Here is a 26,773-nt window from a genome sequence, read left to right as displayed (position 1 = left end):
CCGCTGACCCTGGGCTACGCCCTGTTCGCGGTCGCGTCGTGGCCGGCCCGGGTCGCTGCTCGGGTCGAGGCCCCACTGCGCCGCGAGATCGACCGTTTCGTCTTCTTCGGCGCGGTGAGCGGGCTCGCCAGTGGTGGCCTGCTGCAGCTCTCCCAGCTCGTCGCGCACTCCGTCGCCGGGCCGGCCGAGGCCGGTGACTTCGCGGCCGCCCTGACCCTGGCCACCCCGGCGTCGATGCTCTCGATCGCCCTGAGCACGGTTCTCGTCCCCCCACTCGTGGCCGCCGCCGGGCGTGGTGACCGCGCCGCCGTGCACGCGCAGAGCGACGCGATCGCGCGCCGGCTCACCGCGATCTTCGTGGGCCTGTTCGGGGTGCTCGTGATCGTCAGCCCGCTGGGCATCGCGCTCGTCTGGGGGGAGGAGTACCGCGCCGCAGCAGGCATCCTGCCGGTGCTGCTCCTCGCCGTCATGCTCACTTCGATCGCCCTCGGCGCCGCCACCACCTTGCAGTCGACCCGGGCCCGTGGACCGCGGGCCGTCGCATACCTCAACCTCGGTGGCCTGGTCGTCAGTCTCGCCGTGTGGCCCGTGCTCGCACCGCGTCTGGGCACGACCGGGGTCGCGCTGGGCTACCTCGTCGGGGCAGGCGCCGCCTCCTTGGGCGCCCTTGCGACCGTGTGGTGGGTCGAGCGGCACCGGTGGCTGGACCTGGCCGCGCGACTCGGTGGGGGCATCGCCCTCGTCGTCGTCCTCGCGGCTCTCGCCCGCTCGGTCGACGGGGTGGGTGGTGCCGTGGCCCAGGTGGGGGCCGCGCTGCTCTTCGGTGCCGTCTGGCTCGCCCTCAACCGTCGTGAGGTCGCCGCGCTGTGGGCCACGGTCCGGGGGTCGGGCGGAACCCCGACCGCCTAGGATCGACGCGTGCCGCCGACCCTCACCGTGCTCATGACGACCTACCACGGGACCTCGGTCGAGGAGCTCGAGAGGTCCATCGCCTCGATCACCGGCCAGACCCGGACTCCCGACGAGTTCCTCGTCGTGGTCGACGGCCCGGTGCCACAGCCGCTCGACGACGCGCTCGCGGCGGCCGCCGCGGTGCACCCCGGCATCCGGGTGGAACGGCTCCCGACCAACGTCGGCAGCGGTCTCGCGTCGGCGCGGGGGCTGGAACTGGCGTCCGGGGAGTTCGTCGCCCGCCACGACTCCGACGACGTCTCGCTCCCCCACCGCCTCGAGCGCCAGATGGATGCCGTGCGCGATCACCACCTCGACGTCGTCGGGTCCTCGATGCTCGAGTTCGAGGGCTCCCCCGACCACGTCGTCGGCCTGCGGCGCAACCCGCGCACGCACGAGCAGATCGCCGCCCGCATGCGACTGAACAACCCGATCAACAACCCCACGGCCGTCTTCCGCAGGGAGCTGGCCCTCGAGGTCGGCGGGTATGCCGACCTGCGCTACATGCAGGACTACGACCTGTTCGCCCGGATGCTCGCGGCCGGCGCCCGGGCCGAGAACCTCGATGAGCCCCTCGTGCTCTTCAACGCCGGTGACGGCATGATCTCGCGCCGCGGCGGGTGGCGGATGCTGCCCTACGAGTGGCAGGTCCAGCGGCGCCTGCGCGACACCGGCACGATCGGCAACGTCCTGCTGGCGCGCAACATGGTCGTCCGCGGGACGTTTCGGGTGATCCCCCCGACCCTGCTCAAGCGGGTCTACGCCGTGCTCTTCCGCCGGGGGTCCGGCACTCCCCCGAGGGACACCGGCGCCTCGGGCGCGACGGGCACGCCATGAGCGGCGGGGTCGGGCGCGGGCCCGTGCTCACCTGGGTCATCGTCTCCTACGGGGGCGTCGACGACGCCGTGCGCCTCGTCGACTCCCTGGGCGCCGGCTCACCCGTCGACATCGTGCTGTGCGCGAACCGGCCGGGTGACACCGACGAGGCCACCGCAGCCTTCGCCGGCGACCGCCGGGTCCGGGTGCTCTCCTTCGAGGACAACCCCGGGTACCTGCCGGCGCTGCAACGGGCCCTGCCGCACGTCGACACGACCCGCCCCGTCGTGCTCTCCAACTGCGACCTGCTCGCCGACCCGGGCGTCGTCGACGACCTGATCGAACAGGTCGAGGCGTTCCCGGATGCCGGGTGGCTCGCTCCCAGCATCATCGGCAGCCTCGGTCAGGACCAGAACCCCAACCTCGTGCACCCTCCGTCGGCGCGCTGGCTGCGAGCCCTGGCAGCGATCCACCGCTTCCCACCGCTCACCGACCTGCTCCTGCTGCGCAAGGAAGGTCACAGCTCGCGCACCGTGGCCGGGGTCGACGCCGGCAGCACCGTCTTCGCGGGCCACGGGTCGTGCATCGTGCTGACCCCGGCGTTCTTCGCGGCCGGCGGCTCGTGCGACTACCCGTTCGCCCTGTTCGGGGAGGAACTGTGGTTCGGCCGGGAGTGTGCCCGCCTGGGCCTGACCGTGCGCTACGTCCCCAGCGCGGTGCTGCGCCACGCGGAGCACGCAGCCACCGGTCGACGTCGGCGCGGGCACGTGGCTCGGGTGAAGTACGAGGGCCTGCGGTGGTGGGCTCGCGAAGCCCGGGCACAGCGGTGGTGACCGCCCACCGTGCGTCGCCGGGAGCACGCACCCGGATCACCGTAGGCTGTCCACGATGAGCAGCGCGCACCGCACCAACGACGACGTCTGGCTCGTGGTCCCCCTCTTCAACGAGGAGACCGTGATCGCCGACGTCGTCCGTGACGCCCGCAAGACCTTCCCGAACATCGTCGTGGTCGACGACGGGTCATCGGACCACGGGGCGGATGCCGCGGCATCCGCCGGGGCGATGGTCGTGCGGCATCCCGTGAACCTCGGCCAGGGGGCCGCCCTGCAGACCGGATTCGAGTATGCGCTCGGAGTGCCGACGATGCGCTGGGTGGTGACCTTCGACTCCGACGGCCAGCACCAGGTCTCGGACGTCCTCGCCATGCTCGACAAGGCCCGCACCGAGGACCTGCGGGTCGTCTTCGGCTCGAGGTTCCTCGACTCCCGCACGACCCCGAGCTTCATGAAGAAGATCGTCCTGCGCCTCGCGGTGGGTTACACCAACGTCACGACCGGCACCAGGCTCACGGACGCCCACAACGGCCTGCGACTGCTGCACCGCGAGGTCGTCGAGCGGCTCGACATCACCCAGAACCGGATGGCGCACGCTTCCGAGATCGTTGCCCAGATCGGCGACATGAAGGTGCCCTACGGCGAGAGCCCGGTACACATCCTCTACACCGACTACTCGAAGTCCAAGGGCCAGTCCCTGTGGAACTCGGTCAACATCCTCGTGGAGTTGATGTTCAGGTGAGCACCGTCGTCATCATCCAGGTCGTCCTCATCACCCTCGTGGTGCTCGTGGTGGCACGGCTCTTCCGGTCACGCGGTGCCAGGGCTCAGGCGATCCGGCGCATCGGACTGGTCGTCTTCGCGGCCTTCGCCGCGGTCTCGATCCTCTTCCCCGACATGTGGACCAAGATCGCCCAGAAGGTCGGGGTCGGTCGGGGTGCCGACCTCGTGCTCTACGCGCTCGTCGTGGCGTTCCTCAGCTTCACGGTGACGACCTACCTGCGTTTTCGTGACCTCGAGACGAACTACACGCGGCTCGCCCGCAGGATCGCGCTGTCAGATGCACCGGCTCCACCGAACCACCCCGACGACCCTCGCGCATGACCCTGGGACCCCTGCTCGAGCGGGCCGGCCGTTCGCTGGTCACCGCGGCCCTGGTCCTCTTCGCCGTCTGGACCGTGGTCTACCAGGTCGCCCTGGCCGTCGGCCTGCCCTCCACGCCCACGCTCGTCGTCGCCCTGCTGATCGGGGCCGGCACCCTGGTGCTCCTGTCCCACACGACGACCTCGAACGACTCCGTCGTGGCCCCCGTACCAGGCGCCGCAGTGTCCCTGGCGGTCCTCGGCGTGACCGTCGTCGCCACGGCGCTCGGCGCCTACGGCATGAGGGGCCCGGCGCTCGCGCTCGCCGTCCTCACCGCCGTGACGGCGCTCGCCGTGACGGCCCGTCGCGGCGCCCCACCGGCGGGACAGGCGGCGGCGACCGGCGGCCCGGCATCCGACGACGCCTCAGCCGCCGACCCACGGACGTGGACGGTCGGCTGGGTCGGCGCCCTCGTGAGTGCCGCCCTGGCCAGCATCATCGCCCGACCAGACGGCGACGACGCCTACTTCGTCAATCTCTCGGCATGGGTCGCCGAACAGGGTCGCTTCCCGCTTCGGGACACGATGATCAGCCCGGACGTCTACCCGGCGCTCGGAGCCCACTCGCCTCCGGTCCACTCGATCGAGGGCCTCATCGGTGCCCTGGCCCGCGTGCTGCACATCGAGGCCGGCACCGCGACGTACGTCCTCGTGCCACCCTTGGCCACGGCTCTGGCAGTGCTCGTCCTGACCCGCATCGTGACGGCCGCCAGGATCCCCGCCGGTCCGGTGGCGCTGCTGGCCGCCCTGGGCTTCCTGTGGACCACGGGAGGCAGCGGCTACAGCTTCGGCAACTTCTTCGCCGTCCGCATGTGGCAGGGCAAGTCCATGCTCGTGTCGATCGTCATCCCGCTGGTGATCCTGTTCGGTGTCGAGCTGATCCGTCGCGGGAGTGCCCGAGCGCACCTGCTCTTCGGCGCCTCCCTCATCGCTGCGGTGGGGATGTCCAACACCGCGGTCTTCCTCGTCCCGGTTCTCGTCGGGGGACTCGTGCTCGCCGCGCTCGCCCTGCGCGAGATCCGCGGTGCGGTGCGGCTGAGCCTGTGGGTGGTGTACCCGATCATCGCCGGGCTGGCCACCCTGGTGTTCGCGACCCCTTCACCGACGAAGGCCCAGCTCGACGTCGAGGGATTCGTCCTGGCGGCCAGCCGAGCCGGGGACCCGTTGATGACGGTGCCGGGGCGCCACGGCATCTACGTCGTCTCCGCCCTGGCCTTGGGCCTCGGCATCCTCGGCCTTCGCGAGGTGGGGCTGCGCACGGCTGCCATCGGATCGCTCGCCGCCGCCGGGGTGATGCTGCTTCCTCCGGTGCGCGGGATCCTCGAGGGGATCGGCCTCACCTCCGTGGTGTGGCGGATGTGGTGGGTCGTGCCCATCCCCCTCCTCGTGGCGGGTCTCGTGGGCGCCGCCGCGCTCTTCCTGCCGCGCGGATGGCCACGCGCCGTCGGAGGCCTGCTGGCCATGCTCCTCGTCGTGCTCGTTCCGCTCGTGGGCGGTCGCTGGGTCGGCTCCGAGGGCAACAACGCCCGCTTCGTCTCCCCGATGGCCTGGAAGGTGCCGCGGGGAGCGCTCAGCGAGGCCCGTTTCATCGAGCAGGTCAGCCAACCCGGGGACATCGCCCTGGCTCCCTGGGACACCTCACGCGTGCTCGCAGCCCTCACGGTCGACGTGCAACCCGTCTCGGCCCGGCGCGCCTACCTGCCCACGTATGCCGGCACCCCCGAGGCGCAGGCCGGCAGCCGCGAGGAGCTGCAGGAGTTCGCCGACGAGCGCACCCCCGGCACGGACACCATCGGCGACGACCTCGACGCCGTGGGCGTCGACACCGCCTGCGTGGGCACCTCCCGCGGACGCGCCATCGACCTGCTCGAGGCCAACGGCTTCGAGGTGGTCGGCGTCATCAACAACCTGACCTGCCTGCGCCGCTGAGCCGCGCTCGGCCCCGCTGGAACCCTCAGCGCTGCTGGGTCCCCTGGTCCTCGTTGTAGCGGTCGAGCACCTCGTCCATGGGCCCGTCCAGGACCAGCTGCCCCTGTCGCAGGTACAGGCCCCTGGTCCCGAACCGCTTGAGGTCCCGCTCCGAGTGCGAGACGAGGAAGAGGGTCCGCCCCTCCGACAGCAGGCTCTCCATCCGGGTGTAGCACTTCTCCCGGAAGGCCTTGTCACCGACCGCGAGCACCTCGTCGACGAGGAAGATCGGTTCGTCGAGCGAGGAGATGACCGCGAAACCGAGCCGCACCTGCATCCCGGAGGACAGGTGGCGGTACGGCCGGTCGAGCGCCGCGCGAACCTGCGGGCCGGCGAAGTCGACGATGTCCTCGAAGCGCTCCTCGATCTGGGCCTTGGACAGCCCGTGCAGGCCGGCCTGCACCCAGAGGTTGTCGCGGCAGGTCAGCTCGCCGCGGAAACCTCCCGTGAGCTCGATGAGGGGGGCGACCCCCCCATTGACCTCGACGGTGCCGCGGTCGGGCAGGAGCACCCCGGCGATCGTCTTGAGCAGGGTGCTCTTGCCGCTGCCGTTACCCCCGACCAGGCCCACCGCCTCGCCCCTGGTGATCTCGAAGGAGATGTCCTTCAGCGCCCAGAAGGTGTCCGTGGACGTCGTCGCACGACCGTGGAACAGCAGGTCGCGCACCTGCATCTTGCGGCGGCGCGAGGTGTAGAACTCGACCCCGACGTCCTTCGCCGTGATGACCACGCTCATTCGCTCAGATCTCCTTCAGCACGGAGCGCTCGAGCCGCGAGAACGTCCAGAACCCGACGACGATGAACAGCAGGGACATCGCCACGCTCACCCCGACGTCGACCCAGGAGACCGATCGCTCGAACAGGCCGCCACGGTAGAGGGACAGGATGCCGTTGAGGGGGTTGAGGACGAGCACCGCCCGCAGCTGATCGGGCACCGAGTGCAGGCCGTAGAGCACCGGGGAGAGGTAGAAGAAGAAGCGCAGGAAGATGCGCACGACGCGCTGCATGTCGGTGGCGAGCACGGTGATCGGGGCGAGGATGAGCCCCAGCCCCACGAGCAGCAGGAACTGGAGTCCGACGCCGAGGGGGAACAACAGCAGTTCCCAGTCGAGGTCCACCCTGCCCTTCACGAGGTAGTAGATGACGAAGCCGACGAGGATGGGCAAGGACAGGACGTACTCCACCCCCTTGGCGATGACGCACCGGATGACCCAGACCTCTCGGGGAAGGTTCGTCGAGCGAACGAGGCGGGCCTCCTGGATGAGGCTCTTCGTCGTGTCCGTCACCGCCCCGGTGAACCACTGCCACGCGAGCAGGCCGGAGAGCAGGTAGAGGAAGTACGGGGTGTCGGCGACCCGGCCGGCCTTGAAGATGAAGGTGAAGACGACGAAGTAGACACTCGCCATGAGCAGCGGGTCGAGCACGGTCCACACGTATCCGAGCACGCTGCGCGAGTAGCGCACCCGCAGGTCGCGCTGGACGAGGGTCCCGAGGATCTCGCGCCGCTGCCACACCGCCGTGATCCGCTTGATCAACGCGGGGACCTCGATTCGGCGTCGGCGGGGAACGACCAGCGCCCGTGCAGGCGCCGTCGCGAGGATACGGCACCACGACCCGCCCGCGGACGAGGCGACATCAGATGTCGCGTTCCAGCACGAGGATGCCGTCCACGTCGCGCAGCATCCCATCCTGGATCAGCGTCGCGCGCAGACGTGCGTACTCGCCGGGGTCGCCGTGCGCGAAGTGCGCCAGGCGGGTGAGGAAGAGCGCCACGGAGCGGAAGGACCGGGTGATCACGAGGTTGGGCGTACCGGTCGTGCAGTTGAACTGCGTCACCGGGGTACGCCAGTCCCCGTAGTTCTCCGTGAGGTAGCGGTCGGCATCCGCGGGGCCGAGCACCGGCACCCCGGCGAGCATGTAGTCGGCGAGGTCGAAGGCGCTGTTCTCCCAGCGGTGGATCGAGGACCCGTGCCACAGCCGATCGCCCTCGAGGTGGTGCACGAAGACGTCGACGTTGATGCCGTTCTCGTGGATGAGCTTGACGAGCGCAGGCGCGCGCTCGACCGTGAACCGCCCCGGCTCGACCTCCACGACGGTCTGCGCGTCGTCGAGCTTCTTGACGACGTAGCGCGGGGAGCGCCGCAAGGCCGCGACGAGGTCATCGAGGACCTCCGGGTGCTGCGGGTCGAAGGTGACCCCGACATCGATGTCGTAGTCGTGGGCGAGGAACCCACCCTCGCGGACGATGCCGAGGAAGGTCCCCGAGATGACGTACCAGCGCCACTGCTGGACCGGGAGGGCATCCGCGAGGTCCACCAGGGCCGTGCGCGCGTCATCGACGGAGAAGTCACCCTCTCGGTCGGATGCCGGCGCCGACGGCCCACCCTGGGCGGAGCTGATGAGCGCCAACAGGTCGTCGGCGTGCGCCCGGAAGTCCTCGCGCAACGCGCCGATGTCCCGGGCGCCGGCATCCAACTGGGCATGGATGCGAGCCGCCCGCACGAAGAGGTCGTCAGCCCGCCACAGGTGCTCGGGCAACGCGTCACGACGGTGCGCGATGAACGCCTCGAGCGACTCGAGGTCGGCCGGGGTCGCCCCGAGCGTGAAGTCGAAGAAGTCGTCGGTCACCGTCTCGACCTGGGGCCACCCGCGACGCAGTACCCACCCCGCCAGACGGAACGCGTACTTCGTCTCGTCCTCCACGAACTGGGTGCGCACGAGCCGGGCGATCGAGGGGCGCCCCGTCACGGCGAGGGTCCCGGCATACGCCGCTCCCCCGATGCCGTACCGGAACGCGGGTGAGTGCGACCGGTTGAGGAAGTTGAGCAGCGAGTACGACTTGGTGAGCATCAGCTGCCGTCCGTGAGGAGCTGGTCGACGAAGCGCGCGGCGGCGTGGCCGTCCTCCAGCGAGGCGAACTTCTGCCGGAAGGCCTCGTACCGCCCGGCGTGCTCGGCGACCACCCGGTCGAGGTCACCGAGGGCGTCGATGACGTCGTTGGTGTGGGTGAGCAGCGGTCCCGGGGCCTCGGCCTCGAAGTCGATGTAGAACCCCCGCAGGTCATCGCGGTACGCCTCGAGGTCGTGCGTGAAGAAGAGCATCGGCCGTCCGGTGTTGACGAAGTCGAACATGACCGAGGAGTAGTCGGTGACGAGCACGTCGGCGACGAGGTAGAGGTCACTGATGTCGGGGTAGTGGGACACGTTGCGCGCGAAGTCACCGAACATCGAGGTGTCGACGCTGTCGGCGACGAGCTGGTGCCCGCGGATCAGCAGGACGGCGTCGTCGGCGAACTCGCGGTGCATCCGCTCGAGGTCGAGCTTCATCGCGAACTGGTAGCGGCCTGACCTGTCGTACTGGTTGTCCCGCCACGTGGGGGCATAGAGGATGACCCGCTTGCCGGGCTCGATGCCGAGCCGGGCTGCGGCCTGCGCCGTGCGGGCGGCACGTTCCTGCGGCCGGTGGAAGACGTCGTTGCGTGGGTAGCCGGTCTCGAGCACCCGTCCGTCGAAGCGGAATGCCCGGCGGAAGATCTGCGTGGAGTAGGCGTTCGGGGAGACGAGCGCGTCCCAGGTGGCCACCTCCTTGGCGAACTGCGTGAGGTAGTTCTTGTTCGCCATCTGCAGGTTCTCGATGTCGAAGCCGATCCGCTTCAGCGGGGTTCCGTGCCAGGTCTGGCCGTAGACCGTGCCGGGGCGCTTCACGTAGTGCTTGGGCATCGAGTCGTTGCTGACCACCCAGCGTGCGCGACCGAGGGTGTGGAAGTACTCGCGGCTGCCGACGACGACCGTCTCGACACCATCGGGCACCTCGACGCCGTGGTGCTCGACCGCCCACACCTGACGGCGCCCGTCCCCACGCCGCACGAGCTCCTCGAAGATGGCACGGGGATTGTCCGAGTACTGCCGCCCCTTCCACGCCTCGAAGAAGACCGTGTCCGTCAGTGGGAGCCGCCGCGCGAGTCGGTAGTGCACTCGGCGGGCGATCTTCTGGTTGAACGCGCCGCGGTCCCTCCACGCCCCGCCCCCGTCGACGACGAGCCCCAGCTCGTGGGACGGGGAGGTGCGCAACACGACGACGACCTTCTCGCCGCCCGTGTCGGACAGGTGCGCCTCGGCACCAGCCGAGACGTGCACCCCGAGCGTCGCCTCGTCATCCCCGTGCACCCCGGCGAGGACGCTCCAGCGTCCGGGACGCAGCCAGCGCAGGCAGGGCTGCCCCGGCGAACCCGTGGCCGGCACGAGTGCGCGCCACGTCCCACCGAGCACCTCGACGGGCACCTCGAGACGGTCCGAGCGAGAGAGCAGGACGAGCTGATCGAGATCGACGTCCTCGGTGTCTCCGTGCAGCTCCAGCCCATCCGGCGTGAAGGCGAAGTCGGTGAGCAGTGGTCGCAGCGGGCCGTCGACGAGGACCGCCCCGGTGACGCCGCGCTCACGCAGCTGCAGCAGTCGGCCGTGCAGCCGGGCCCGTCCGGCGCCCGCCTCGGGGTCGACGTCGAGCGGGCCGACGTGGCGACCGTTGATCCGCAGGCTCCGGGGGGCTTCCCGTTCGGTCGAGGAGGCCACCGTGACGAGCTCGTCGACGACGGCGGACGCGTCCTGCGGGTCGTCCGCCGCGGCCACGGCCAGCCACAGACGCCAGTGGCGTTCGGCGAGCGAGCGCGAGGTGACGTGGAGCGATTCGGCGGGGATGCGCGCGGTCCCCGTCGCACCTTCCCGGTCGACGCGGACCGTGACACCTTCGGAGGCGTCGAGGCGACGCAGGTGCACGTAGGAGTCAGGTAGCTGGGTGCCCGGGGCCGCGCGCAGGGTCAGCACCACCTCCTCGCCCTCGACCACGACGTCGCGAACGACGACCGGAGCCCTGCGGGCGGCGATCCGCATCTTCTTGCCCCGGTAGCCGGGAACGACGAGGACGCCGTCGGGCGCCCAACCGCGCGGCGGGTGCAGGGCACGGGAGTACTCGGGGCTGCCGACGACCGACCCCCGTCGAGCTGCTGGGGCGGCCACCTGGGCGACGAGTTCGTACTCGACGGCATCCTTGCCGTCGGGCAGCACGAGGTCGGCTGCGGGGACCCGGGCAAGGAAGCCCGAACCGTCGTAGTTGACCGCCCGGTTCCTGGCCCGGCCGGTGATGTCCACCCGGCGCACCCGCCGCGCCCGCACGGAACGGCGCTCGGCCTTGGAGCCCACGACTCGCAGCTGCATCCGGTGCACCGTCGTCCCCGGGCCGATGTCCGGGACCCCATCGATGTAGCCGTGCCCGTCGATCTCGAGGGAGGAGCCCTTCCATCGCACATCACGGATGCCGGTCACGAGCCGCTGCGAGCGGGTCACCTCGTAGACCGAGTCCGGGACACCCACGGACGAGTCCCCGAAGTAGGGCAGCTGCACGTACAGGCGGACTCCGCGACGGACGACCTCGGGCCTGGGACCGCGCACCTGCAGCTGGTGGGCCTCCACGAGCTCGGCGGTGCGGTTCTCCCGGATGAGGTGGTACGAAAGGCGGCGCCGCGGTGGGAGCTTGGCGATCACGGCCGGGTCGACGTCGGCGAGGTACTCACGAAAGACCCGCACGAGGGTCTCGGCGAACTCCTCGTCGCCCTCGTGCAGGACGTCGAGGAAGAGCGGCATGTCGAGGGTCAGGACCTTCTCGTCGTGCAGCCGCTTGCCGTCGACCTCGCCCGTGCGCTCGAGGAAGCTGTTGACCGAGGAGACCGCAGCCATCCGGTCGATGAGGTTGCGGCTCTCGGCCCGACGCTGGGTGATCGACTGCTCGGCGGTCTGGCGTTCGCGCCAGAGGTAGACCGGCTCCTCGATGAGGTCCACGGACCGGGCCAGGAAGTGCGCTGGCACCGTCAAGGGGATGTCCTCGTAGAGGACGCCCTCGGGGAAACGCAGCCCGTGCTCGACGAGGAACTCTCGCCGGAAGATCTTGTTCCACGCGGTGGTGTCGTACAGCAGCGAGGGCATGGCCCGCACGTGCGTGCCGATGCGGGTCTCGGGGACCGCCCGGCGGTGCAGTCCGGACGGGCGGGTACGGGCTCCGTCGTAGCGGAGCACACCGCCGCTGACGATGTCACTGCCACTGCCTTCGATGGCGTGCATCATCAACTCGTAGGCATCACGTGGGACGACGTCGTCGGAGTCCACGAACGTCACGAACTCGGTGCCCGCAGCATCGAGTCCGATGTTGCGCGCCCGCCCCAGGCCTCCGTTCTCGACGTGCAGGACCCGCCACCCCGGACGTCCCTGCGCGAACTCGTCGGCAATCTCCCCCGATCGGTCGGGGGATCCGTCGTCCACGAGCAGGACCTCGAGGTCGCTGAAGGTCTGGTCGGCCAGGGACTCCAGGCACGACACGAGGTAGTCCTCGACGTTGTAGATCGGGACCACCACACTCAGCCGCGGACGGGAAGGGGCTGCTGGGTGGTCTCGCACAGTCGTTCAGTATTCCAAAGTGAGTCGCGGTTGCGGGAATCGTGGCGAGTCGCCGCCACGGCGCCGAGGCCTGCTCGCACCGATCACGGCGTCAGCCTGCCGAGCAGACGCTCGCGAGGTCCGAGGTGTCGGCATCCGGGTCCGAACCGGGACGATCCATGACCGCCTGCTTCTTCGGTTCCGTCGCCGACGCCTTCGCGCCACCACCGGATGCCGTGGACGCCTCCGGCCCCGCGGCAGGCTCCTCGGCCGCCTTTTCGTCGGCCTGTTCGGACCGTGCGATGGCCTTGTCGACCGCAGCGTGCACGACGGCCGGGTCGTAGTCCCACGGCTTGATGAGCGGAGGCACGAAGTTCACCGAGGTGATCTTCTGCTGCTTGGTCTTCACGGCCAGGTCACCCAGGGTCGCGAGCGCGCCCTGCGGGATGTCGGTCTGGAAGACGCCCTTGGTGGCGTTGGCGATGTCGCCGAAGTTCAGCACCACGGTCTGCGGGTCGAGCTGGCGGATCATCGCGGTCACGACACAACGCTGGCGGGCCATCCGCTCGTAGTTCGTGGAGTTGGCCCGGCTCCGGGCGTACCAGAGCGCGTCGTGGCCGTCGAGGTGCCGCTCCCCCGCCTCGATCCAGCCCTTGATGTTGGCCTGCGAGCCGATCGGCGTGCGTCGCTGCACGGTGATGTCCAGGCCACCCACGGCATCGACGAGGCTGCGGAACCCCTTGAGGTCGACGAGCACGTGGTACTGGATGTCGAGGCCGGACAGCGCCTCGACCGCCTCGGTCGTCGCGAGCAGGCCGGGGTCCTTCGTGCCGGCCGGGAACTCATCGGCGTGGTCACGCCCCCAGGTGTACAGGCCGTTGAGGAGGCATTCGTCACCGCAGGTCCACCCCTGCGGCATCAGCCCAGCCATGACCGAGCCGGGTCGAAACGTGATGTGCTCCGTCTCGCGGGAGAAGCCGAACAGCACGGCCCGTCCCGTCTCGGCATCGACGCTGGCCAGCTGGATGCTGTCGGGTCGCAGGCCCTCACGCCCGCGACCGCTGTCCCCGCCGAGCAGGAGGATGTTGAACCGGCCGTCGACGGCTCCGGCCGCGTCCCCGGCACCGAACACCGAGGTCATCGCCGTGCGGGCAGCCCCCACGTTGACGCCGGCGTAGGCGGTGCCCCCCGGAAGGATGACGAGCAGGACGACGAGGGCGACGAGCAGGCGACGCCGGTCGGTTCGAGCGAGCCGGTCGGGGCGACCGATCCGCCAGGCGTCGACGAGGAGCCCCAGCCACAGCGCGGCCATGGCGAAGAGCACCACCTGGAGCACCGCGAGGAACCACCGGTGGGTGATCACCGTGAGCGCCGCCGTGCGGTTGACGACTGCCAGGAGGCCGAGGAGGGCGGCACCCGCCCACACCCCGAACCAGCCCCTGAGGGCGAAGCGCCCGAGGGTCGGGTTGCCGACCGCGAGCTGGGCCGAGCCGGGCAGCACGACCGTGAGGCCGAGCAGCGCGTAGGCGCGGCGGCGGTCGCGGCGCGGGTCGCCCGTGGTGCGGGTGTCAACTCGGATCGGCGCTTCGGTCGCGGTGCGATCGAGCACCGCGGAGCCGCTCTGTGATCCCATGACTGCCTACTATCAGGCCTGTCGTCGCCGCGGCGACCGAGGCGCGCCGCCGTCGGGAGCATTTTGCGATCAGGCAGATCCCAGACTCCGTTGGCAGACTGGTGCCGACGTGACCCCCCAGCCCGAGAGCACTCCACGACATGAACGACGACCACGCACGGCCGATCCCCCAGGGCAGGCGCCCAGGGAGACCGGCCGACGAGGACGTCTACGTCGTCGACACCCGACGGGCCAGCCACCCCGCCCCGACGTCGACAGCAAAGCCTCGACGCGCAGCCACGGCCCCGAACCCGGGCCACACGGCATACGACGAACTCGGTCGGCCCGTCTCGCCCGGCCGACCGACGCCCCCGACCCCGCCGCGCGGGCCTCGCACCCCGCGCTCGACCCGACCGCCCCGGTCCGGACGGGCGCGGCGCCTGTCGCGGCTGGTCCTGGCGGCGGTCGCGGCCTGGGTGGTCTTCATCGTGGTCACCCCGATCCACGCCTGGTCGCAGGTTGCCCGTGAGGACACCACTCCAACGACGCAGCGGCCGGCGGACGCCAGCGGAAGCAGCTACCTGCTCGTCGGCTCGGACAGCCGCGAGGGGCTCACTGCTGCTGAACGCAAGGCGATCGGTGTGGGCGGTGACGCCGAGGGGCGCCGCACCGACTCGATCATCCTCGTGCACACGCCGAGCGGGTCGGGCAAACCGGTGCTCATCTCCATCCCCCGCGACAGCTTCCTGCCGATCCCCGGGCACAAGGACAACAAGGTCAACGCGGCGTTCGCGATCGGGGGCCCGAGCCTGCTCGTCGCCACGCTGGAGGAGGCCACGGGTCTGCCCATCGACGGCTACGTCGAGATCGGGCTCGGCGGATTCGCCGGCGTGGTCGACAGCCTCGGGGGCGTCGAGGTGTGCGTGAAGAACGACATCAAGGATGCCAAGGCCCACATCGACCTCAAGGCCGGCTGCCAGGAGCTGGACGGCAAGAACGCGTTGGGTTACGTCCGAGCGCGCTACTCCGACCCTCGCGGCGACCTCGGCCGGGCGGAACGGCAGCGTCAGTTCCTCGGCGCCGTGATGAAGCAGGCCGCGACACCGTCGACGGTGCTCCTCCCCTGGCGCTGGTGGGGCTTCACCCACACGGCGACGTCAAGCGTCGTCGTGGGCGAGGACACCTCGCTGCTGGACTCCTACCGGATCCTGTCGACGATGCGAAAGGTCTCGTCCGACCAGGCCCTGAGCCTCGTCGTGCCGCTGTCGTCGACGAACACGACGACGAGGGCCGGCAGCTCGGTCATCTGGGACGACGAGCGCGCCGGTGCCCTGTTCACCATGCTGCGCGAGGGCACACCGATCGACAGCCCGCCCGAGGGCACCGACGGTCGGCCACGAGGCTGACCCCCGACGCCCTCCCGCGACGACGAGCTGGCCGGCTCAGCCCTTCAGGAGCTGACGGGCCATCACGATCCGCTGGACCTGGTTGGTGCCCTCGTAGATCTGGGTGATCTTCGCGTCGCGCATCATCCGCTCGAGGGGGAAGTCGCGGGTGTACCCCGCGCCGCCGAGCAGCTGGACGGCATCCGTGGTCACCTTCATGGCGACGTCGGAGGCGAAGCACTTGGCTGCCGCACCGAAGAACGGCAGGTCGGCGTCCCCGCGCTCGGACTTCGCGGCGGCCACGTAGACCATCTGGCGGGCGGCCTCGAGCTCCATGGCCATGTCGGCGAGCATGAACTGCACGCCCTGGAACTCGGCCACCGCCTTGCCGAACTGGCGACGCTCCCTGACGTAGGCCACGGCCTGGTCGAGCGCCCCCTGGGCGATGCCCACGGCCTGGGCGCCGATCGTGACGCGGGTGTGGTCCAGCGTGGCCAGTGCGAGCTTGAGCCCGCCGCCGACGGTACCGACGACCCGGTCACCCGGGATGCGGGTGCGGTCGAAGTGCAGCTCACGGGTGGGCGAGCCCTTGATGCCGAGCTTGCGCTCCTTCTCCCCGAAGGTGAACCCCGGGTCGTCCTTCTCCACGACGAACGCGGTGATGTTGTTGCCGCGCGGGCCGTCAGGGTCGGTCACGGCGAGCACCGTGTAGAACTGCGAGACCCCCGCGTTGGTGATCCACGACTTCTGCCCCGTGAGCACCCAGTCGTCGCCGTCGCGCACCGCCTTGCACCGCATCGCCGCGGTGTCCGAGCCGGCCTCCCGCTCGGACAACCCGTAGGAGAACGTCGTCTCCCCCGCCGCGAGCGGAGTGAGGTAGCGGGTCTTCAGGTCCTCGCTGCCCGCGAGGATGACGGGCATCGACCCGAGCTTGTTGACCGCCGGGATGAGCGAGGCGGAGGCATCGGCCCGGGCGACCTCCTCGATGACGATGCAGGTCGCGAGCGCGTCGGCACCCACGCCGCCGTACTCCTCCCCCACGTGCGGCGCGAAGAAGTCGCTCGCGACGAGGGCGTCGTGCGCCTCCTGGGGGTAGCGCGCCTCCTCGTCGACCGCGGCCGCCCACGGGGCGATCTTGTCCTGCGCGACGGCGCGGACGGCCTCACGAATCGCCTCGTGGTCCTCGGAGAGCCGGTAGGTGTCGAAGTCGGGGTTGCCACTCATGACAGGCATGGTACCGATCGGTATACCGATGGCCGTCCGGGGTCGCGTGTCTCACCTGACCGGCATCTCAACGACCGTGGAGGAAGTGCCACATCCCGCCGTGCTGCTCGCGCTCCATGAACGCGGGGATGACGGCCTGCTCGAACAGCTCCACACCCGACAGGTCGTACGCCTGCTCGACGAAGTACGTGATGGCGTACGTCATCCCGCGCGAGCGCAGGTCCACCAGCGCCTCGATTATCTGCTCGGGTGTGCCGACGAGCGGACCGTCGGCGAACGACTTCACGGTCGACTCGACGACGTCCTCCGGCAGGCCCGCCGAGGTGTAGTGGTCACGGATCCAGGCCAGCCGCTCCTGCACCTCCGCGTCGTCGCGGCCGATGACGACGTTGAAGTTGGCGCTGCGCACGATGTCCTCGAACTCGCGCCCCACGTCAGCGCAGTGCGCCCTGAGGATCTCGCTCTTGGCGCTGAACTCCTCCGGCATCCCCGAGAAGTTCGTGTAGTCGGCGTACTCCGCGGCGATCCGCAGCGTCTTCTTCTCGCCTCCGCCGGCGATCCACACGGGGATGCCGTTGCGCGGGCTCCCCGGCGCGGAATCGCCCTGCAGCGGCCGGGGGAAGCACATGGCCCCGTCGACGGTGAAGTGTTCCCCGGCGTAGTTCCCGTAGCCGGTCGTCCACATCTGCTGCATGATCTCGACGCCCTCGCGCAGCGCCTGCAGCCGCTCCCCCGCGCTCGGGAAGCCGTAGCCGTAGGCGCGCCACTCGTGCTCGTACCAGCCGGCGCCGATGCCCATCTCGAGGCGTCCCTCCGAGATGACGTCGACCGTCGCCGCGACCTTCGCGAGGTAGGCCGGGTTGCGGTACCCCATGCACGTGCACATCTGGCCCAGTCGCACCCGACCCGTGACCCCGGCGAAGGCGGCCATGAGGGACCAGGCCTCGTGCGTCGTCTCCTCGATCGGACGGGGAACGGTGTGGACGTGGTCGTAGACCCAGATCGACTCCCAGTCGGGGTTGCCGTCGACCCGCCGGGCGAGACCAGCCATCACGCCCCAGTGCTGCGCCGGGTCGATGCCGACGAGATCCTGACGCCACCCCTGCGGGATGAACAGGCCGAACTTCATGGTGATCCTCTCGAGGGCAGTGTCACGAGCGCACGCCCCCAGCCAACTCCGCCGCGGTCGTCGACGCAACTCGCCGCCCCGTATCGTGGGGCGACATGAGCCGAACCATCTGCGTCGTCGGGACGTCCTACGTCGGTCTGTCCATCGCCGTCCTGCTCGCGGAGCACCACGACGTCGTCGCCTTCGACATCGACGAGAGCCGTCTGGAGCAGATCAGGGCGGGACGCAGCCCCATCGCCGACCCCGACATCGAGGAGCGCCTGGCCCGCTCCGACCTGCGGCTCACGGTGACCAACGACAAGCACGAGGCCTACTCGCGCGCCGAGTACGTCGTCGTCGCCACGCCGACGAACTACGACGAGCGCACCAACTACTTCGACACGAGCAGCGTCGAGCAGGTCGTCTCCGACGTCGTCACCATCAACCCCGACGCCACCGCCGTCATCAAGTCGACGATCCCGGTCGGCTTCACGGCCGGCCTGCGCCGACGCCTCGGCACCGACAACATCATCTTCTCGCCGGAGTTCCTGCGTGAGGGCCGGGCGCTGCACGACAACCTGCACCCGTCACGGATCGTCGTCGGCGACCAGAGCCCACGGGGTGAGCGGTTCGCCCAGCTGCTCGCCGAGGCAGCGCTCGACGACGACGTGCCGGTACTGCTCACCGACAGCACCGAGGCGGAGGCGGTCAAGCTCTTCGCCAACACCTACCTCGCGATGCGGGTGGCGTTCTTCAACGAGCTCGACACCTACGCCGCAACGCACGGCCTGGACACCCGCCAGATCATCGAGGGCGTCGGCCTCGACCCGCGGATCGGGACGCACTACAACAACCCGTCGTTCGGCTACGGCGGGTACTGCCTGCCCAAGGACACCAAGCAGCTGCTCGCGAACTACGCCGACGTCCCCCAGACACTGATCAGCGCCATCGTCACGGCGAACACGACGCGCAAGGACTACGTGGCCGCCGACATCGTCGCGCGGGCGCCCCGAGTCGTCGGCATCCACCGCCTGATCATGAAGGCAGGGTCGGACAACTTCCGCTCCAGCAGCGTCCAGGGCGTCATGAAGCGGATCAAGGCCAAGGGCATCGAGGTGATCGTGTACGAGCCCGAGCTGAGCGACGACCGCTTCTACGGCTCGGAGGTCGTCCGCGACCTCGACGAGCTCAAGAGCCGCAGCGACGTCATCGTCGCCAACCGCCTCGTCGACGAGCTGCGCGACGTGGCCGACAAGGTCTACACGCGCGACCTGTTCGGCAACGACTGACCGGGGCATGATGTCGGCATGGGCCTGAAGCACCAGAACGACCCCGACCTCGTCCGCGGGCTGCTCATGGACCCGGGAACCTGGGTCATCGTGGGGTTGTCCGCCAACCGTGACCGCGTCGCGTACGGGATCTCCCAGTGGTTGCACGTCGAGCTCGGCAAGTCGATCATCCCCGTGCACCCCAAGGCCGAGACCGTGCACGGCGCCCGGGGTTACGCCTCGATCGCCGACATCCCTGACCAGGACGTCAAGGTCATCGACTGCTTCGTCAGCTCAGAACACGTCGGGGCGGTCGTCGACGAGGCGATCGCGCACAAGGACCGCCTGCGGATCGATGCCGTGTGGATGCAGGTCGGCGTGGTCGACGCGGCTGCCGCCGAGCGCGCACGGGCCGCTGGCCTCGACGTCGTGATGGACACGTGCCCCAGGCACGAGTGGCCCAAGGTGCGCAGCGAGGGCATGCAGCGCTGACGCGTCGTCAGTCGCGGATGCCGTCGGCGCGCCGTTCGCGCAGCGCCGCACCCTTCGCGTGCGCCTCGTCACGAAGTGCGCCCCGGAAGGTCGTGAGGGCGTCGCGGATCCGCGCGGCCTCAGGCCCCTCACCGGCACCGAGGATGCGCGCGGCGAGCAGGCCGGCGTTGCGCGCCCCGCCGACGGAGACGGTCGCGACCGGCACCCCCGCCGGCATCTGCACGATGGACAGCAGGGAATCCATGCCGTCGAGGTACTTCAGCGGCACGGGCACCCCGATGACCGGGAGCGAGGTGACCGACGCCAGCATGCCCGGCAGGTGGGCCGCTCCCCCGGCTCCGGCGATGATGACGCGCAGACCGCGCTCCTGCGCGCTGGCGCCGTACCCCACCATCTCCTGCGGCATCCGGTGCGCCGAGACGACGTCGACCTCGCAGGCGATGCCGAACTCGTCGAGGGCAGCGGCCGCCGCCTGCATGACCGGCCAGTCCGAGTCCGACCCCATGACGACGCCGACCACGGGCACCTGACCGGTGACCTCGGCGCCCTGTTCCTGTCGGCTCATTCGGTCACCACTCCCTGGATGTAGTCGGCGGCGTGGGCGGCGCGCTCACGCAGGTCGGCGAGGTCGTCGCCGCTGATGTTGACGTGCCCGATCTTGCGCCCCGGGCGAACTCCCTTGCCGTACATGTGCACCTTCGCCTCGGGGTCCCTCGCCATGACGTGCCGGTACGTGGGGTACAGGTCCGGGTAGTCACCGCCGAGGACGTTTGCCATGACGGTCCAGCGCTCGTGCGGTCGGGGCGAGCCGAGCGGGAGGTCGAGGACGGCCCGCAGGTGCTGCTCGAACTGCCCCGTGATCGCACCGTCCATCGACCAGTGGCCGGAGTTGTGGGGCCGCATCGCGAGCTCGTTGACCCGGAACGCCGGCCCACCGGCATCCACCACCTCGAACATCTCGACCGCCAGCACCCCGGTGACGTCGAGCTCGCCGGCGAGGCGCAGCGCGGCGTGGACCGCGTCGGCTGCGAGGTCGGCGTCCAGCCCCGGGGCCGGGGCGAGCACCTCGGTGCAGATGCCGTCGGTCTGGACCGTCTCGACGACCGGCCACGCCGCGGCCTGCCCCGAAGGGCTGCGGGCGACGAGCACGGCCAGCTCCCGCACGAAGGGCACCCGCTCCTCGAGGAGCAGCCCGGTGCCGTCCGTCGCAGCCCGCTCGAGCCAGTCGGCGAGGTCGTCGGCGGATGCCGCGAGCCGCACCCCCTTGCCGTCGTAGCCACCCCGCGGGGTCTTGGCGACGACCGGCCAGCCCACGGCATCCCCGAAGGCGGTGACCTCGGCGACGTCGTCGGCGCGCGTCCAGCGAGGGCACGGGATGCCCAGCTCGGTCAGCCGCTCACGCATCGCGAGCTTGTCCTGCGCGAAACGCAGGGCAGCCGGCCGCGGGTGCAGCTCGACCCCCTCGGCGACGAGGAGGTCCAGGACGTGCGCGGGGACGTGCTCGTGGTCGAAGGTCACGACGTCGCAGTGCTGGGCGAACGCGTGCACCGCCTCGGCCACGGTGTGGTCACCGACCGGCGAGCTGGGCACGACGAGGGCGGCGCTGGCGTCCTCGGCCTCGGCGAACACGCTGAGCGTGATGCCGAGCTCGGCGGCCGGCCCGGCACACATCCGAGCGAGCTGGCCACCTCCGATGATGCCGACGACGGGGAATCCTCCGGGAGCGCGACGTGGGGTGGTCACCCAGCGAGAATAGCGACCTCTCTTGGTTAGGCTGCATCGGTGTCCCATCCCCCCTCCACGCCGACGCGCGGACCTGCGCGACTCATGGCGTGGGCCCGAGGCGCGATGGACGTCATCTACCGGGAGATGATCAAGTTCGGTGTCATCGGGGCGCTCGCCTTCGTCATCGACCTCGGGCTGGCCAACCTGCTGTGGCACACGGTCCTCGAGGACCGGGTCACCACCGCCAAGATCATCTCCGGCCTCGTCGCGACCCTGTTCTCGTGGGTCGGCAACCGGCAGTGGACCTTCCGGCACCGCCGCAGCCGCCCGGCCCACCACGAGGTGGCCCTGTTCTTCGGCGTGAACATCGTCGCCCTCGGGATCGCCACGGTCACCCTGGCGTTCTCGCACTACGGGCTGGGCTTCACCTCCCGCCTGGCCGACAACGTCGCGACGATCGTGGGGATCGGCCTCGGCACGCTGTTCCGGTTCTGGACCTACCGCCGCTTCGTCTTCGCCAGCGAGAAGATCTGACTCAGTCCTCGCTGACCGACAGGAAGAGGGCGAACAACGGCGGCACGGCACGCGCGAGCTCGAGCCGTCCCCCCGCAGCCTCGGCCAGGTCCCGAGCGAGGCTGAGCCCCAACCCACTACCCGAGGACGACACCGCTCGCTCGAAGATGTGCGGCGCCAGGGTCGGCGCGACACCCGCGCCGGTGTCGCTCACCTCGATGACGACGGACGGGCCGGACCGACGAGCCGCCACCTCGACGGTGCCCGCGCCGTGGGCCAGCGAGTTCTCGAGCAGGGTCGTGAGGATCTGCGCCAACGCCACCGGGGTCGCCCGCACCCGCAGACCCCGCTCACCGCTCACGTGGATGCTGCGGCGGGCCGCGGCGAAGGCCGGCTGCCACTCGCGCTGGAGCGAGGCGAGGACCGAGTCGAGGGAGACCGCCGGGTTGGTCTCGACCCCGCTGCGGGTTCGGCTCATCAGGTCGTCGACGACTCGGCTCAGTCGTTCGACCTGACCGATGGCGATCGTGGCTTCCTCCCCCACGACCGTGAGGTCGTCGGTGCTCGCGATCTCCTCGAGCCGCATGAGCAACGCGGTCAGCGGCGTGCGCAGCTGGTGGGAGGCGTCCGCCGCGAAGTCACGCTCGGAGGCGAGCCGTTTCGCACCCTGCTGCGCCCCCCGTGCCAGCGCCGCATCGAGGCGATCCACCTCCTCGATCCCCGAGTTCAGCGGGACCGGGCGCGGATCCCCCGGTGCCAGACGCTCGGCCCGCTCCCCCAGCGTCCGCAGGAAGTGCGAGACCCGCAGGGCCCGACGGTCCGCGACCCACGCGGCGACGGCGAGCGCCAGGGCGGTCGCGACGAGGAGGGCGACCAGGTGGGCCCAGAGCGAGAGCAGGGGTGAGGAGGCCTCACGTGCTGTCTGCTGCCCTGCGGAGATGATCGACTCGCTGGGGTCGTCACGCCACAGGATGAAGATCGAGAACCCCACGGTGATGATGACCCCGCTGATGGCGACCGCCTGCACGGCTGTCCAGACGAGCAGGCGACGCACGAGGGCTCACTCCTGCGGGGCGTCGAAGCGGAAGCCGACCCCGCGGATCGTCGTGATGTAGCTGGGCTGCGACGCGTCGTCGCCGAGCTTCTTGCGCAGCACCGAGACGTGCATGTCGAGCGTCTTGGTGGAGGTGTACCAAGCGCTGTCCCAGACCTCGCGCATGATGCGCTCACGCGAGACGACCTTGCCCTCGTTGGCGACGAGGAGCTTGAGGAGCTCGAACTCCTTGCCCGTGAAGGGCACCTCCTGGCCCCGCAGGAAGACGCGCCGCCCCTCGGGGTCGATGCGCACCAGCGAGTCGGCGGCCGGTTCGACGACCCCACGGCGCAGCAGCGCCCGGGTACGCGCCAGCAGCTCGGCCAGCCGGAACGGTTTGGTCACGTAGTCGTCGGCCCCGGCATCCAACCCGACGACGGTGTCGACCTCGTCGGCGCGCGCGGTCAGCACGAGCACGGGGACGGTGCCCCCCTGGGCGCGCAGCCGGCGACACACCTCGAGCCCGTCCATCTTGGGCAGGCCGAGGTCGAGCACGACCAGGTCCGGTGCCAACAGCGCCTGCGCGAGTGCGGACTCCCCGTCGGTGACCACGTCCACCTCGTAGCCCTCGCGCCGCAGCGCCCGGGCCAGCGGCTCGGAGATCGCGGGGTCATCCTCCGCGAGCAGCACCTTGGTCATGGCTTCGATGGTAGTCGCGCGTCGATCTCCCGGAGCGCTGGACCTCGACCGCCCGGGGCGCGCTGGAGCTCGTGGAGGGTCACCACGCCGATCCCGCGCAGCATCCGACGGCGACGCTCGGTGGCGCTGAAGCCCGACACCGAGCGCAGGACCTTGGCCATGTCCTCATCGACGAAGACGTGGCCGGAGGGGGTGACGGCGGTGATCCGGCTCGCCTTGTTGACCGTCAGACCGAAGACGTCACCGAGGCGGGAGACCACCCGGCCGTGGGCCAGTCCGACGCGCACGGGCGGCAGCAGCTCGTCCTCGGCCATGGCGTCCACGAGGTCGAGGGCGATCGCCGAGGCGGCCGCGGCATCCGTGTGCACGAAGAGGACCTCGTCGCCGACGGTCTTGATCACCCGCCCACCGTGCTCGGTGATCACGTCACTGGCCAACAGCTCGAACCGCTGGACCAGCCGGGCCAGCTGCCGCTCGCTCATCCGGCGGACGAACGAGGTGAAGGACACCAGGTCGGCGAAGCCGACGACCCGGATGGGGGCGGACGGGTCGGAGTGCACGGCCGGGTCTGCGTCGGCGATCATGCGGGCGATCGCGTTGGTCAGGTGACGGCGCCAGACGTAGACGAGCAGGGGCTCGATGTCGTCACAGATGTTCGCGAGCAGCTCGGCGGCATCGGCAGCGATGCGCGGCTCGGGCACCGAACGGCTGTCCTTGCCCTCGAGCTCCTCGGAGAACGGCGACGTGAGCGACTCGGCCACGAGCTGGGTCTGCCAGACCGCGAGCCGGTCGGACGTGCGGGCGAAGGCACGGGTCATGCCCAGGGCGAGCTCTTCACTGATCTCCCCGTCGCCGATGAGGCGGGCCACCCGTTTGAGGGCCTCGAGGTCGGCCTCGGTGAACATCGCGTCCTCGTCGTCGACGTTCTGGAACCCCATCGCGTGCCAGAAGCGGCGCGCCACCACCGGTTCGACCCCGGCGCCCTCGGAGACCTCGCGACGGCCCATGGAGGCCGGCCGGCCGAGCAGTCGCCGCTCGATCTGCCCGGGCAGCTCCTCGACGAGGGGGTGGTCGCGGGCGCCGCTGACCTCCTCGGTGGTCATGGAACTCCTCTCAGCGCGACCTGACGTGGACGACGTCACCGGCGGACACGGTCTGGGTGCCGGTCTCGTCCCGGACCGTCAGTCTGCCCGCTGCGTCAACTCCTGTCCCGATCCCGTGGACGACGGCGCCCCCGGGCAGGTGGACCTCGACGACGCGGCCCACCGTCGAGCAGGCCGCCACGTACGCCGCCTGCGCGCTGCCGCCGGGGCCGGTGTCGTCGCGCAGCAGCGCGGCCAGGTGGGTGAGGAAGGCCGAGAGCAGCGCGGCGCGGTCCACGCCGGGGGCGCCCGCCGCTCGCAGCGACGTGGCCGTGTCGAGCGGGAGGTCCTCGCGGGCGGTGTCCACGTTGATGCCCAGGCCCACGACCACGCCGTCGGCCATCCACTCGCACAGCAGGCCGGCGAGCTTGCGGTCCCCGTCGCCCGGGACGAGCACGTCGTTCGGCCACTTCAGCGCCGTCTCGAGGCCGGCCACCTCGGCCACGGCCCGGCGAACGGCGAGACCCGCGAGCAGCGGCACCCACGACGGGCCGGATGCCGGAGGTGGCACGAACACGGACACGGCCAGGGAGGTGCCCGGCGTCGTCGTCCACGTCCGTCCGAGACGCCCGCGACCGGCATCCTGCTCCTCCGCGACGACCACGCGCCACGGCGAGGGAGCCGATCGAACCTCGTCGTTCGTCGACCCCAGGCGGTCGAAAACCTCGATGGGCGGCCACGGCGCGCCCGGTGTGACGGATCGCTCGCTGAGCGGTCGCTGGTCAGGGTTCTGGCTCACGCTCCCAAGGCTAGGCTCGGGCCATGCCCTCCAGCGACACCAAAGCCATCGGCGGTACCGACGTCCCGAAGGACATCGACACCACGACGACCGCCGGAAAACTCGCCGACCTCAAGCGCCGCGTGGCCGAGGTCGCGGGTGCCGGATCCGAGCGCGCCGTCGAGAAGCAGCACGCCCGCGGCAAGAAGACGGCCCGCGAACGGCTCGAGCTGTTGCTCGACGAGGGGTCGTTCGTCGAGATGGACAAGTACGCCCGACACCGCTCGGTCGCGTTCGGCCAGGACCGCAACCGCCCCTACGGCGACGGCGTCGTCACCGGGTACGGCACCGTCGACGGCCGCACCGTCGCCGTGTTCGCCCAGGACTTCACCGTCTTCGGCGGGTCGCTGGGTGAGGTCTTCGGCGAGAAGATCACGAAGGTCATGGACTTCGCGATGAAGGTCGGGTGCCCCGTCGTGGGCCTCAACGACTCGGGTGGGGCGCGCATCCAGGAGGGCGTGGTCTCCCTCGGCCTCTACGGCGAGATCTTCCGGCGCAACGTGCACGCCTCCGGGGTCATCCCCCAGATCTCGCTCATCATGGGCCCGTGCGCCGGGGGCGCGGTCTACTCCCCCGCGGTCACCGACTTCACCGTCATGGTCGACCAGACCTCGCACATGTTCATCACCGGGCCCGACGTCATCAAGACCGTCACCGGTGAGGACGTCGGCTTCGAGGAGCTCGGCGGCGCCCGCACCCACAACACGACGTCCGGCGTCGCCCACTACATGGGCACCGACGAGGACGACGCCATCGAGTACGTCAAGGCGCTGCTGTCCTACCTGCCGAGCAACAACATGGAGCAGGCACCGGTGTTCGGCGAGGAGAACGACCTCGAGGTCACCGACGACGACCGCTTCCTCGACACGATCATCCCGGACAGCGCCAACGTGCCCTACGACATGCACGAGGTCATCACCCGAGTGCTCGACGACGGCGAGTTCCTCGAGGTCCAGCCGCTGTTCGCCCCGAACCTCGTCGTCGGCTTCGGCCGGGTCGAGGGCCACTCGGTGGGCATCGTGGCCAACAACCCGATGCAGTTCGCCGGCACGCTCGACATCAACGCCTCCGAGAAGGCCGCGCGGTTCGTGCGCACGTGCGACGCCTTCAACGTGCCGATCCTGACCTTCGTCGACGTGCCCGGCTTCCTGCCCGGCACCGACCAGGAGTGGGACGGGATCATCCGCCGCGGAGCGAAGCTCATCTACGCGTATGCCGAGGCCACCGTGCCTCTGGTCACGGTCATCACCCGCAAGGCCTACGGCGGCGCCTACGACGTCATGGGCTCCAAGCACCTCGGCGCTGACATCAACCTCGCCTGGCCGACCGCCCAGATCGCCGTCATGGGCGCCCAGGGTGCCGTCAACATCCTCTACCGCAAGGAGCTGGCGGCCGCCGCCGAGCGCGGAGAGTCGGTCGAGGAGGCCCGCGCCACGTTCATCAAGCAGTACGAGGACGCCCTGGCCAACCCCTACATCGCCGCCGAGCGCGGGTACATCGACACCGTCATCACCCCGTCGAACACCCGGATGAACGTCACGAAGGCGTTGCGGGCGCTGCGCACCAAGCGTGCGTCGCTGCCACCCAAGAAGCACGGGAACATTCCCCTATGACCTCTTCGCAGGCTCAGAGCTCAGGGGGACCCGGCCCTATGACCTCTTC

Annotated in this window: 24 protein-coding genes; 11 read left to right on the top strand and 13 right to left on the bottom strand. The window is 70.3% G+C overall.

The annotated features are described in order from the left end of the window. The 6 genes from PLL68_RS04730 to PLL68_RS04705 all read left to right on the top strand — a co-directional run. A partial coding sequence (locus PLL68_RS04730; RefSeq protein ID WP_502910667.1) for a lipopolysaccharide biosynthesis protein occupies positions 1 to 909 on the top strand: 909 nt, incomplete at its 5' end. 9 nt (positions 910 to 918) lie between these two features. Continuing rightward, the gene (locus tag PLL68_RS04725) at positions 919 to 1,788 is read left to right on the top strand and encodes a glycosyltransferase (protein WP_324532127.1); all 870 of its coding nucleotides are present in this window, start codon (positions 919 to 921) and stop codon (positions 1,786 to 1,788) included. Next, complete coding sequence (locus PLL68_RS04720; RefSeq protein WP_324532125.1) at positions 1,785 to 2,600, top strand: glycosyltransferase family 2 protein; 816 nt, start codon at positions 1,785 to 1,787, stop codon at positions 2,598 to 2,600. Before PLL68_RS04725 ends, PLL68_RS04720 begins: the two co-directional genes overlap by 4 nt. Before the next feature lie 55 nt (positions 2,601 to 2,655). Then, the gene (locus tag PLL68_RS04715; protein ID WP_324532123.1) at positions 2,656 to 3,342 is read left to right on the top strand and encodes a glycosyltransferase family 2 protein; all 687 of its coding nucleotides are present in this window, start codon (positions 2,656 to 2,658) and stop codon (positions 3,340 to 3,342) included. Then, on the top strand, positions 3,339 to 3,704 hold the full coding sequence (locus PLL68_RS04710) for a DUF2304 domain-containing protein (protein ID WP_324532121.1): 366 nt from the start codon (positions 3,339 to 3,341) through the stop codon (positions 3,702 to 3,704). Before PLL68_RS04715 ends, PLL68_RS04710 begins: the two co-directional genes overlap by 4 nt. After that, positions 3,701 to 5,671: a DUF6077 domain-containing protein gene (locus PLL68_RS04705; protein WP_324532119.1), complete on the top strand. Its 1,971-nt coding sequence runs from the start codon at positions 3,701 to 3,703 to the stop codon at positions 5,669 to 5,671. Before PLL68_RS04710 ends, PLL68_RS04705 begins: the two co-directional genes overlap by 4 nt. A gap of 25 nt (positions 5,672 to 5,696) precedes the next feature. On the opposite strand, the gene PLL68_RS04700 is transcribed toward PLL68_RS04705, so the two are convergent. From PLL68_RS04700 to PLL68_RS04680, 5 genes are all read right to left on the bottom strand, one after another. Beyond that, a complete protein-coding gene (locus PLL68_RS04700; RefSeq protein ID WP_324532117.1) occupies positions 5,697 to 6,446 on the bottom strand; it encodes an ABC transporter ATP-binding protein in 750 nt (249 codons plus the stop codon). A gap of 4 nt (positions 6,447 to 6,450) precedes the next feature. Then, positions 6,451 to 7,245 (bottom strand): ABC transporter permease, encoded by a 795-nt coding sequence (locus PLL68_RS04695; RefSeq protein WP_324532116.1) that lies wholly within the window; start codon positions 7,243 to 7,245, stop codon positions 6,451 to 6,453. Positions 7,246 to 7,345: 100 nt separating this feature from the next. Then, positions 7,346 to 8,560, bottom strand: a complete 1,215-nt coding sequence (locus PLL68_RS04690) for a LicD family protein (protein WP_324532114.1) — start codon at positions 8,558 to 8,560, stop codon at positions 7,346 to 7,348. Next, the gene (locus tag PLL68_RS04685; protein WP_324532112.1) at positions 8,560 to 12,111 is read right to left on the bottom strand and encodes a CDP-glycerol glycerophosphotransferase family protein; all 3,552 of its coding nucleotides are present in this window, start codon (positions 12,109 to 12,111) and stop codon (positions 8,560 to 8,562) included. Before PLL68_RS04685 ends, PLL68_RS04690 begins: the two co-directional genes overlap by 1 nt. Before the next feature lie 133 nt (positions 12,112 to 12,244). Beyond that, entirely contained in the window at positions 12,245 to 13,765 is a 1,521-nt protein-coding gene (locus PLL68_RS04680) for an LCP family protein (protein ID WP_324532110.1), read from the bottom strand. 455 nt (positions 13,766 to 14,220) lie between these two features. Here PLL68_RS04680 and PLL68_RS04675 point away from each other — a divergent pair, with 455 nt between their 5' ends. Further along, positions 14,221 to 15,150, top strand: a complete 930-nt coding sequence (locus PLL68_RS04675) for an LCP family protein (protein ID WP_324532108.1) — start codon at positions 14,221 to 14,223, stop codon at positions 15,148 to 15,150. Positions 15,151 to 15,186: 36 nt separating this feature from the next. Here the strand turns inward: PLL68_RS04675 and PLL68_RS04670 are convergent, their stop codons facing one another. Both PLL68_RS04670 and PLL68_RS04665 read right to left on the bottom strand, forming a co-directional pair. Next, a complete protein-coding gene (locus tag PLL68_RS04670; protein ID WP_324532106.1) occupies positions 15,187 to 16,353 on the bottom strand; it encodes an acyl-CoA dehydrogenase family protein in 1,167 nt (388 codons plus the stop codon). 67 nt (positions 16,354 to 16,420) lie between these two features. Next, positions 16,421 to 17,482 carry an LLM class F420-dependent oxidoreductase gene (locus PLL68_RS04665; RefSeq protein ID WP_324532104.1) on the bottom strand — a complete coding sequence of 354 codons (1,062 nt, stop codon included), beginning with the start codon at positions 17,480 to 17,482 and terminating at the stop codon, positions 16,421 to 16,423. 95 nt (positions 17,483 to 17,577) lie between these two features. On the opposite strand from PLL68_RS04665, the gene PLL68_RS04660 reads away from it, so the two are divergent. After that, on the top strand, positions 17,578 to 18,750 hold the full coding sequence (locus PLL68_RS04660) for a nucleotide sugar dehydrogenase (protein ID WP_324532102.1): 1,173 nt from the start codon (positions 17,578 to 17,580) through the stop codon (positions 18,748 to 18,750). Positions 18,751 to 18,768: 18 nt separating this feature from the next. Further along, complete coding sequence (locus PLL68_RS04655) at positions 18,769 to 19,221, top strand: CoA-binding protein (protein WP_324532100.1); 453 nt, start codon at positions 18,769 to 18,771, stop codon at positions 19,219 to 19,221. Positions 19,222 to 19,228: 7 nt separating this feature from the next. Here the strand turns inward: PLL68_RS04655 and purE are convergent, their stop codons facing one another. Beyond that, complete coding sequence (purE, locus tag PLL68_RS04650; protein WP_324532098.1) at positions 19,229 to 19,786, bottom strand: 5-(carboxyamino)imidazole ribonucleotide mutase; 558 nt, start codon at positions 19,784 to 19,786, stop codon at positions 19,229 to 19,231. After that, the gene (locus tag PLL68_RS04645; RefSeq protein WP_324532096.1) at positions 19,783 to 20,964 is read right to left on the bottom strand and encodes a 5-(carboxyamino)imidazole ribonucleotide synthase; all 1,182 of its coding nucleotides are present in this window, start codon (positions 20,962 to 20,964) and stop codon (positions 19,783 to 19,785) included. The genes purE and PLL68_RS04645 overlap by 4 nt, the downstream gene beginning before the upstream one ends. Before the next feature lie 39 nt (positions 20,965 to 21,003). Here PLL68_RS04645 and PLL68_RS04640 point away from each other — a divergent pair, with 39 nt between their 5' ends. Next, on the top strand, positions 21,004 to 21,480 hold the full coding sequence (locus PLL68_RS04640; RefSeq protein WP_324532094.1) for a GtrA family protein: 477 nt from the start codon (positions 21,004 to 21,006) through the stop codon (positions 21,478 to 21,480). A gap of 1 nt (position 21,481) precedes the next feature. Here the strand turns inward: PLL68_RS04640 and PLL68_RS04635 are convergent, their stop codons facing one another. Genes PLL68_RS04635 through PLL68_RS04620 form a run of 4 tightly spaced genes read right to left on the bottom strand, consistent with a single transcriptional unit; the run spans position 21,482 to position 25,072 of the window. Then, a complete protein-coding gene (locus tag PLL68_RS04635) occupies positions 21,482 to 22,513 on the bottom strand; it encodes a sensor histidine kinase (RefSeq protein ID WP_324532092.1) in 1,032 nt (343 codons plus the stop codon). Between the two features lie 6 nt (positions 22,514 to 22,519). Continuing rightward, entirely contained in the window at positions 22,520 to 23,191 is a 672-nt protein-coding gene (locus tag PLL68_RS04630; RefSeq protein ID WP_324532090.1) for a response regulator transcription factor, read from the bottom strand. Continuing rightward, on the bottom strand, positions 23,188 to 24,294 hold the full coding sequence (locus tag PLL68_RS04625) for an adenylate/guanylate cyclase domain-containing protein (RefSeq protein WP_324532088.1): 1,107 nt from the start codon (positions 24,292 to 24,294) through the stop codon (positions 23,188 to 23,190). Before PLL68_RS04625 ends, PLL68_RS04630 begins: the two co-directional genes overlap by 4 nt. A gap of 10 nt (positions 24,295 to 24,304) precedes the next feature. Further along, complete coding sequence (locus tag PLL68_RS04620) at positions 24,305 to 25,072, bottom strand: biotin--[acetyl-CoA-carboxylase] ligase (protein WP_324532086.1); 768 nt, start codon at positions 25,070 to 25,072, stop codon at positions 24,305 to 24,307. Positions 25,073 to 25,095: 23 nt separating this feature from the next. Here PLL68_RS04620 and PLL68_RS04615 point away from each other — a divergent pair, with 23 nt between their 5' ends. Continuing rightward, positions 25,096 to 26,724 (top strand): acyl-CoA carboxylase subunit beta, encoded by a 1,629-nt coding sequence (locus tag PLL68_RS04615; protein WP_324532084.1) that lies wholly within the window; start codon positions 25,096 to 25,098, stop codon positions 26,722 to 26,724. Positions 26,725 to 26,773 lie beyond the last annotated feature (49 nt).

The organism is Ornithinibacter sp., assembly GCF_035443565.1.
Classification (GTDB): domain Bacteria; phylum Actinomycetota; class Actinomycetes; order Actinomycetales; family Dermatophilaceae; genus Fodinibacter.
The sequence above is the reverse complement of the archived record's forward strand: the minus strand, read 5'-3'. Positions and strand labels throughout refer to the sequence as shown.

What these genes read in the sequence shown, in the direction of transcription:
- PLL68_RS04720 (WP_324532125.1), top strand. Translation starts at nt 1,785, where the DNA reads ATGAGCGGCGGGGTCGGGCGCGGGCCCGTGCTCACCTGGGTCATCGTC.
- PLL68_RS04715 (WP_324532123.1), top strand. Translation starts at nt 2,656, where the DNA reads ATGAGCAGCGCGCACCGCACCAACGACGACGTCTGGCTCGTGGTCCCC.
- PLL68_RS04705 (WP_324532119.1), top strand. Translation starts at nt 3,701, where the DNA reads ATGACCCTGGGACCCCTGCTCGAGCGGGCCGGCCGTTCGCTGGTCACC.
- PLL68_RS04700 (WP_324532117.1), bottom strand. Translation starts at nt 6,446, where the DNA reads ATGAGCGTGGTCATCACGGCGAAGGACGTCGGGGTCGAGTTCTACACC.
- PLL68_RS04690 (WP_324532114.1), bottom strand. Translation starts at nt 8,560, where the DNA reads ATGCTCACCAAGTCGTACTCGCTGCTCAACTTCCTCAACCGGTCGCAC.
- PLL68_RS04680 (WP_324532110.1), bottom strand. Translation starts at nt 13,765, where the DNA reads ATGGGATCACAGAGCGGCTCCGCGGTGCTCGATCGCACCGCGACCGAA.
- PLL68_RS04670 (WP_324532106.1), bottom strand. Translation starts at nt 16,353, where the DNA reads ATGAGTGGCAACCCCGACTTCGACACCTACCGGCTCTCCGAGGACCAC.
- PLL68_RS04665 (WP_324532104.1), bottom strand. Translation starts at nt 17,482, where the DNA reads ATGAAGTTCGGCCTGTTCATCCCGCAGGGGTGGCGTCAGGATCTCGTC.
- PLL68_RS04660 (WP_324532102.1), top strand. Translation starts at nt 17,578, where the DNA reads ATGAGCCGAACCATCTGCGTCGTCGGGACGTCCTACGTCGGTCTGTCC.
- PLL68_RS04655 (WP_324532100.1), top strand. Translation starts at nt 18,769, where the DNA reads ATGGGCCTGAAGCACCAGAACGACCCCGACCTCGTCCGCGGGCTGCTC.
- purE (WP_324532098.1), bottom strand. Translation starts at nt 19,786, where the DNA reads ATGAGCCGACAGGAACAGGGCGCCGAGGTCACCGGTCAGGTGCCCGTG.
- PLL68_RS04630 (WP_324532090.1), bottom strand. Translation starts at nt 23,191, where the DNA reads ATGACCAAGGTGCTGCTCGCGGAGGATGACCCCGCGATCTCCGAGCCG.
- PLL68_RS04625 (WP_324532088.1), bottom strand. Translation starts at nt 24,294, where the DNA reads ATGACCACCGAGGAGGTCAGCGGCGCCCGCGACCACCCCCTCGTCGAG.
- PLL68_RS04615 (WP_324532084.1), top strand. Translation starts at nt 25,096, where the DNA reads ATGCCCTCCAGCGACACCAAAGCCATCGGCGGTACCGACGTCCCGAAG.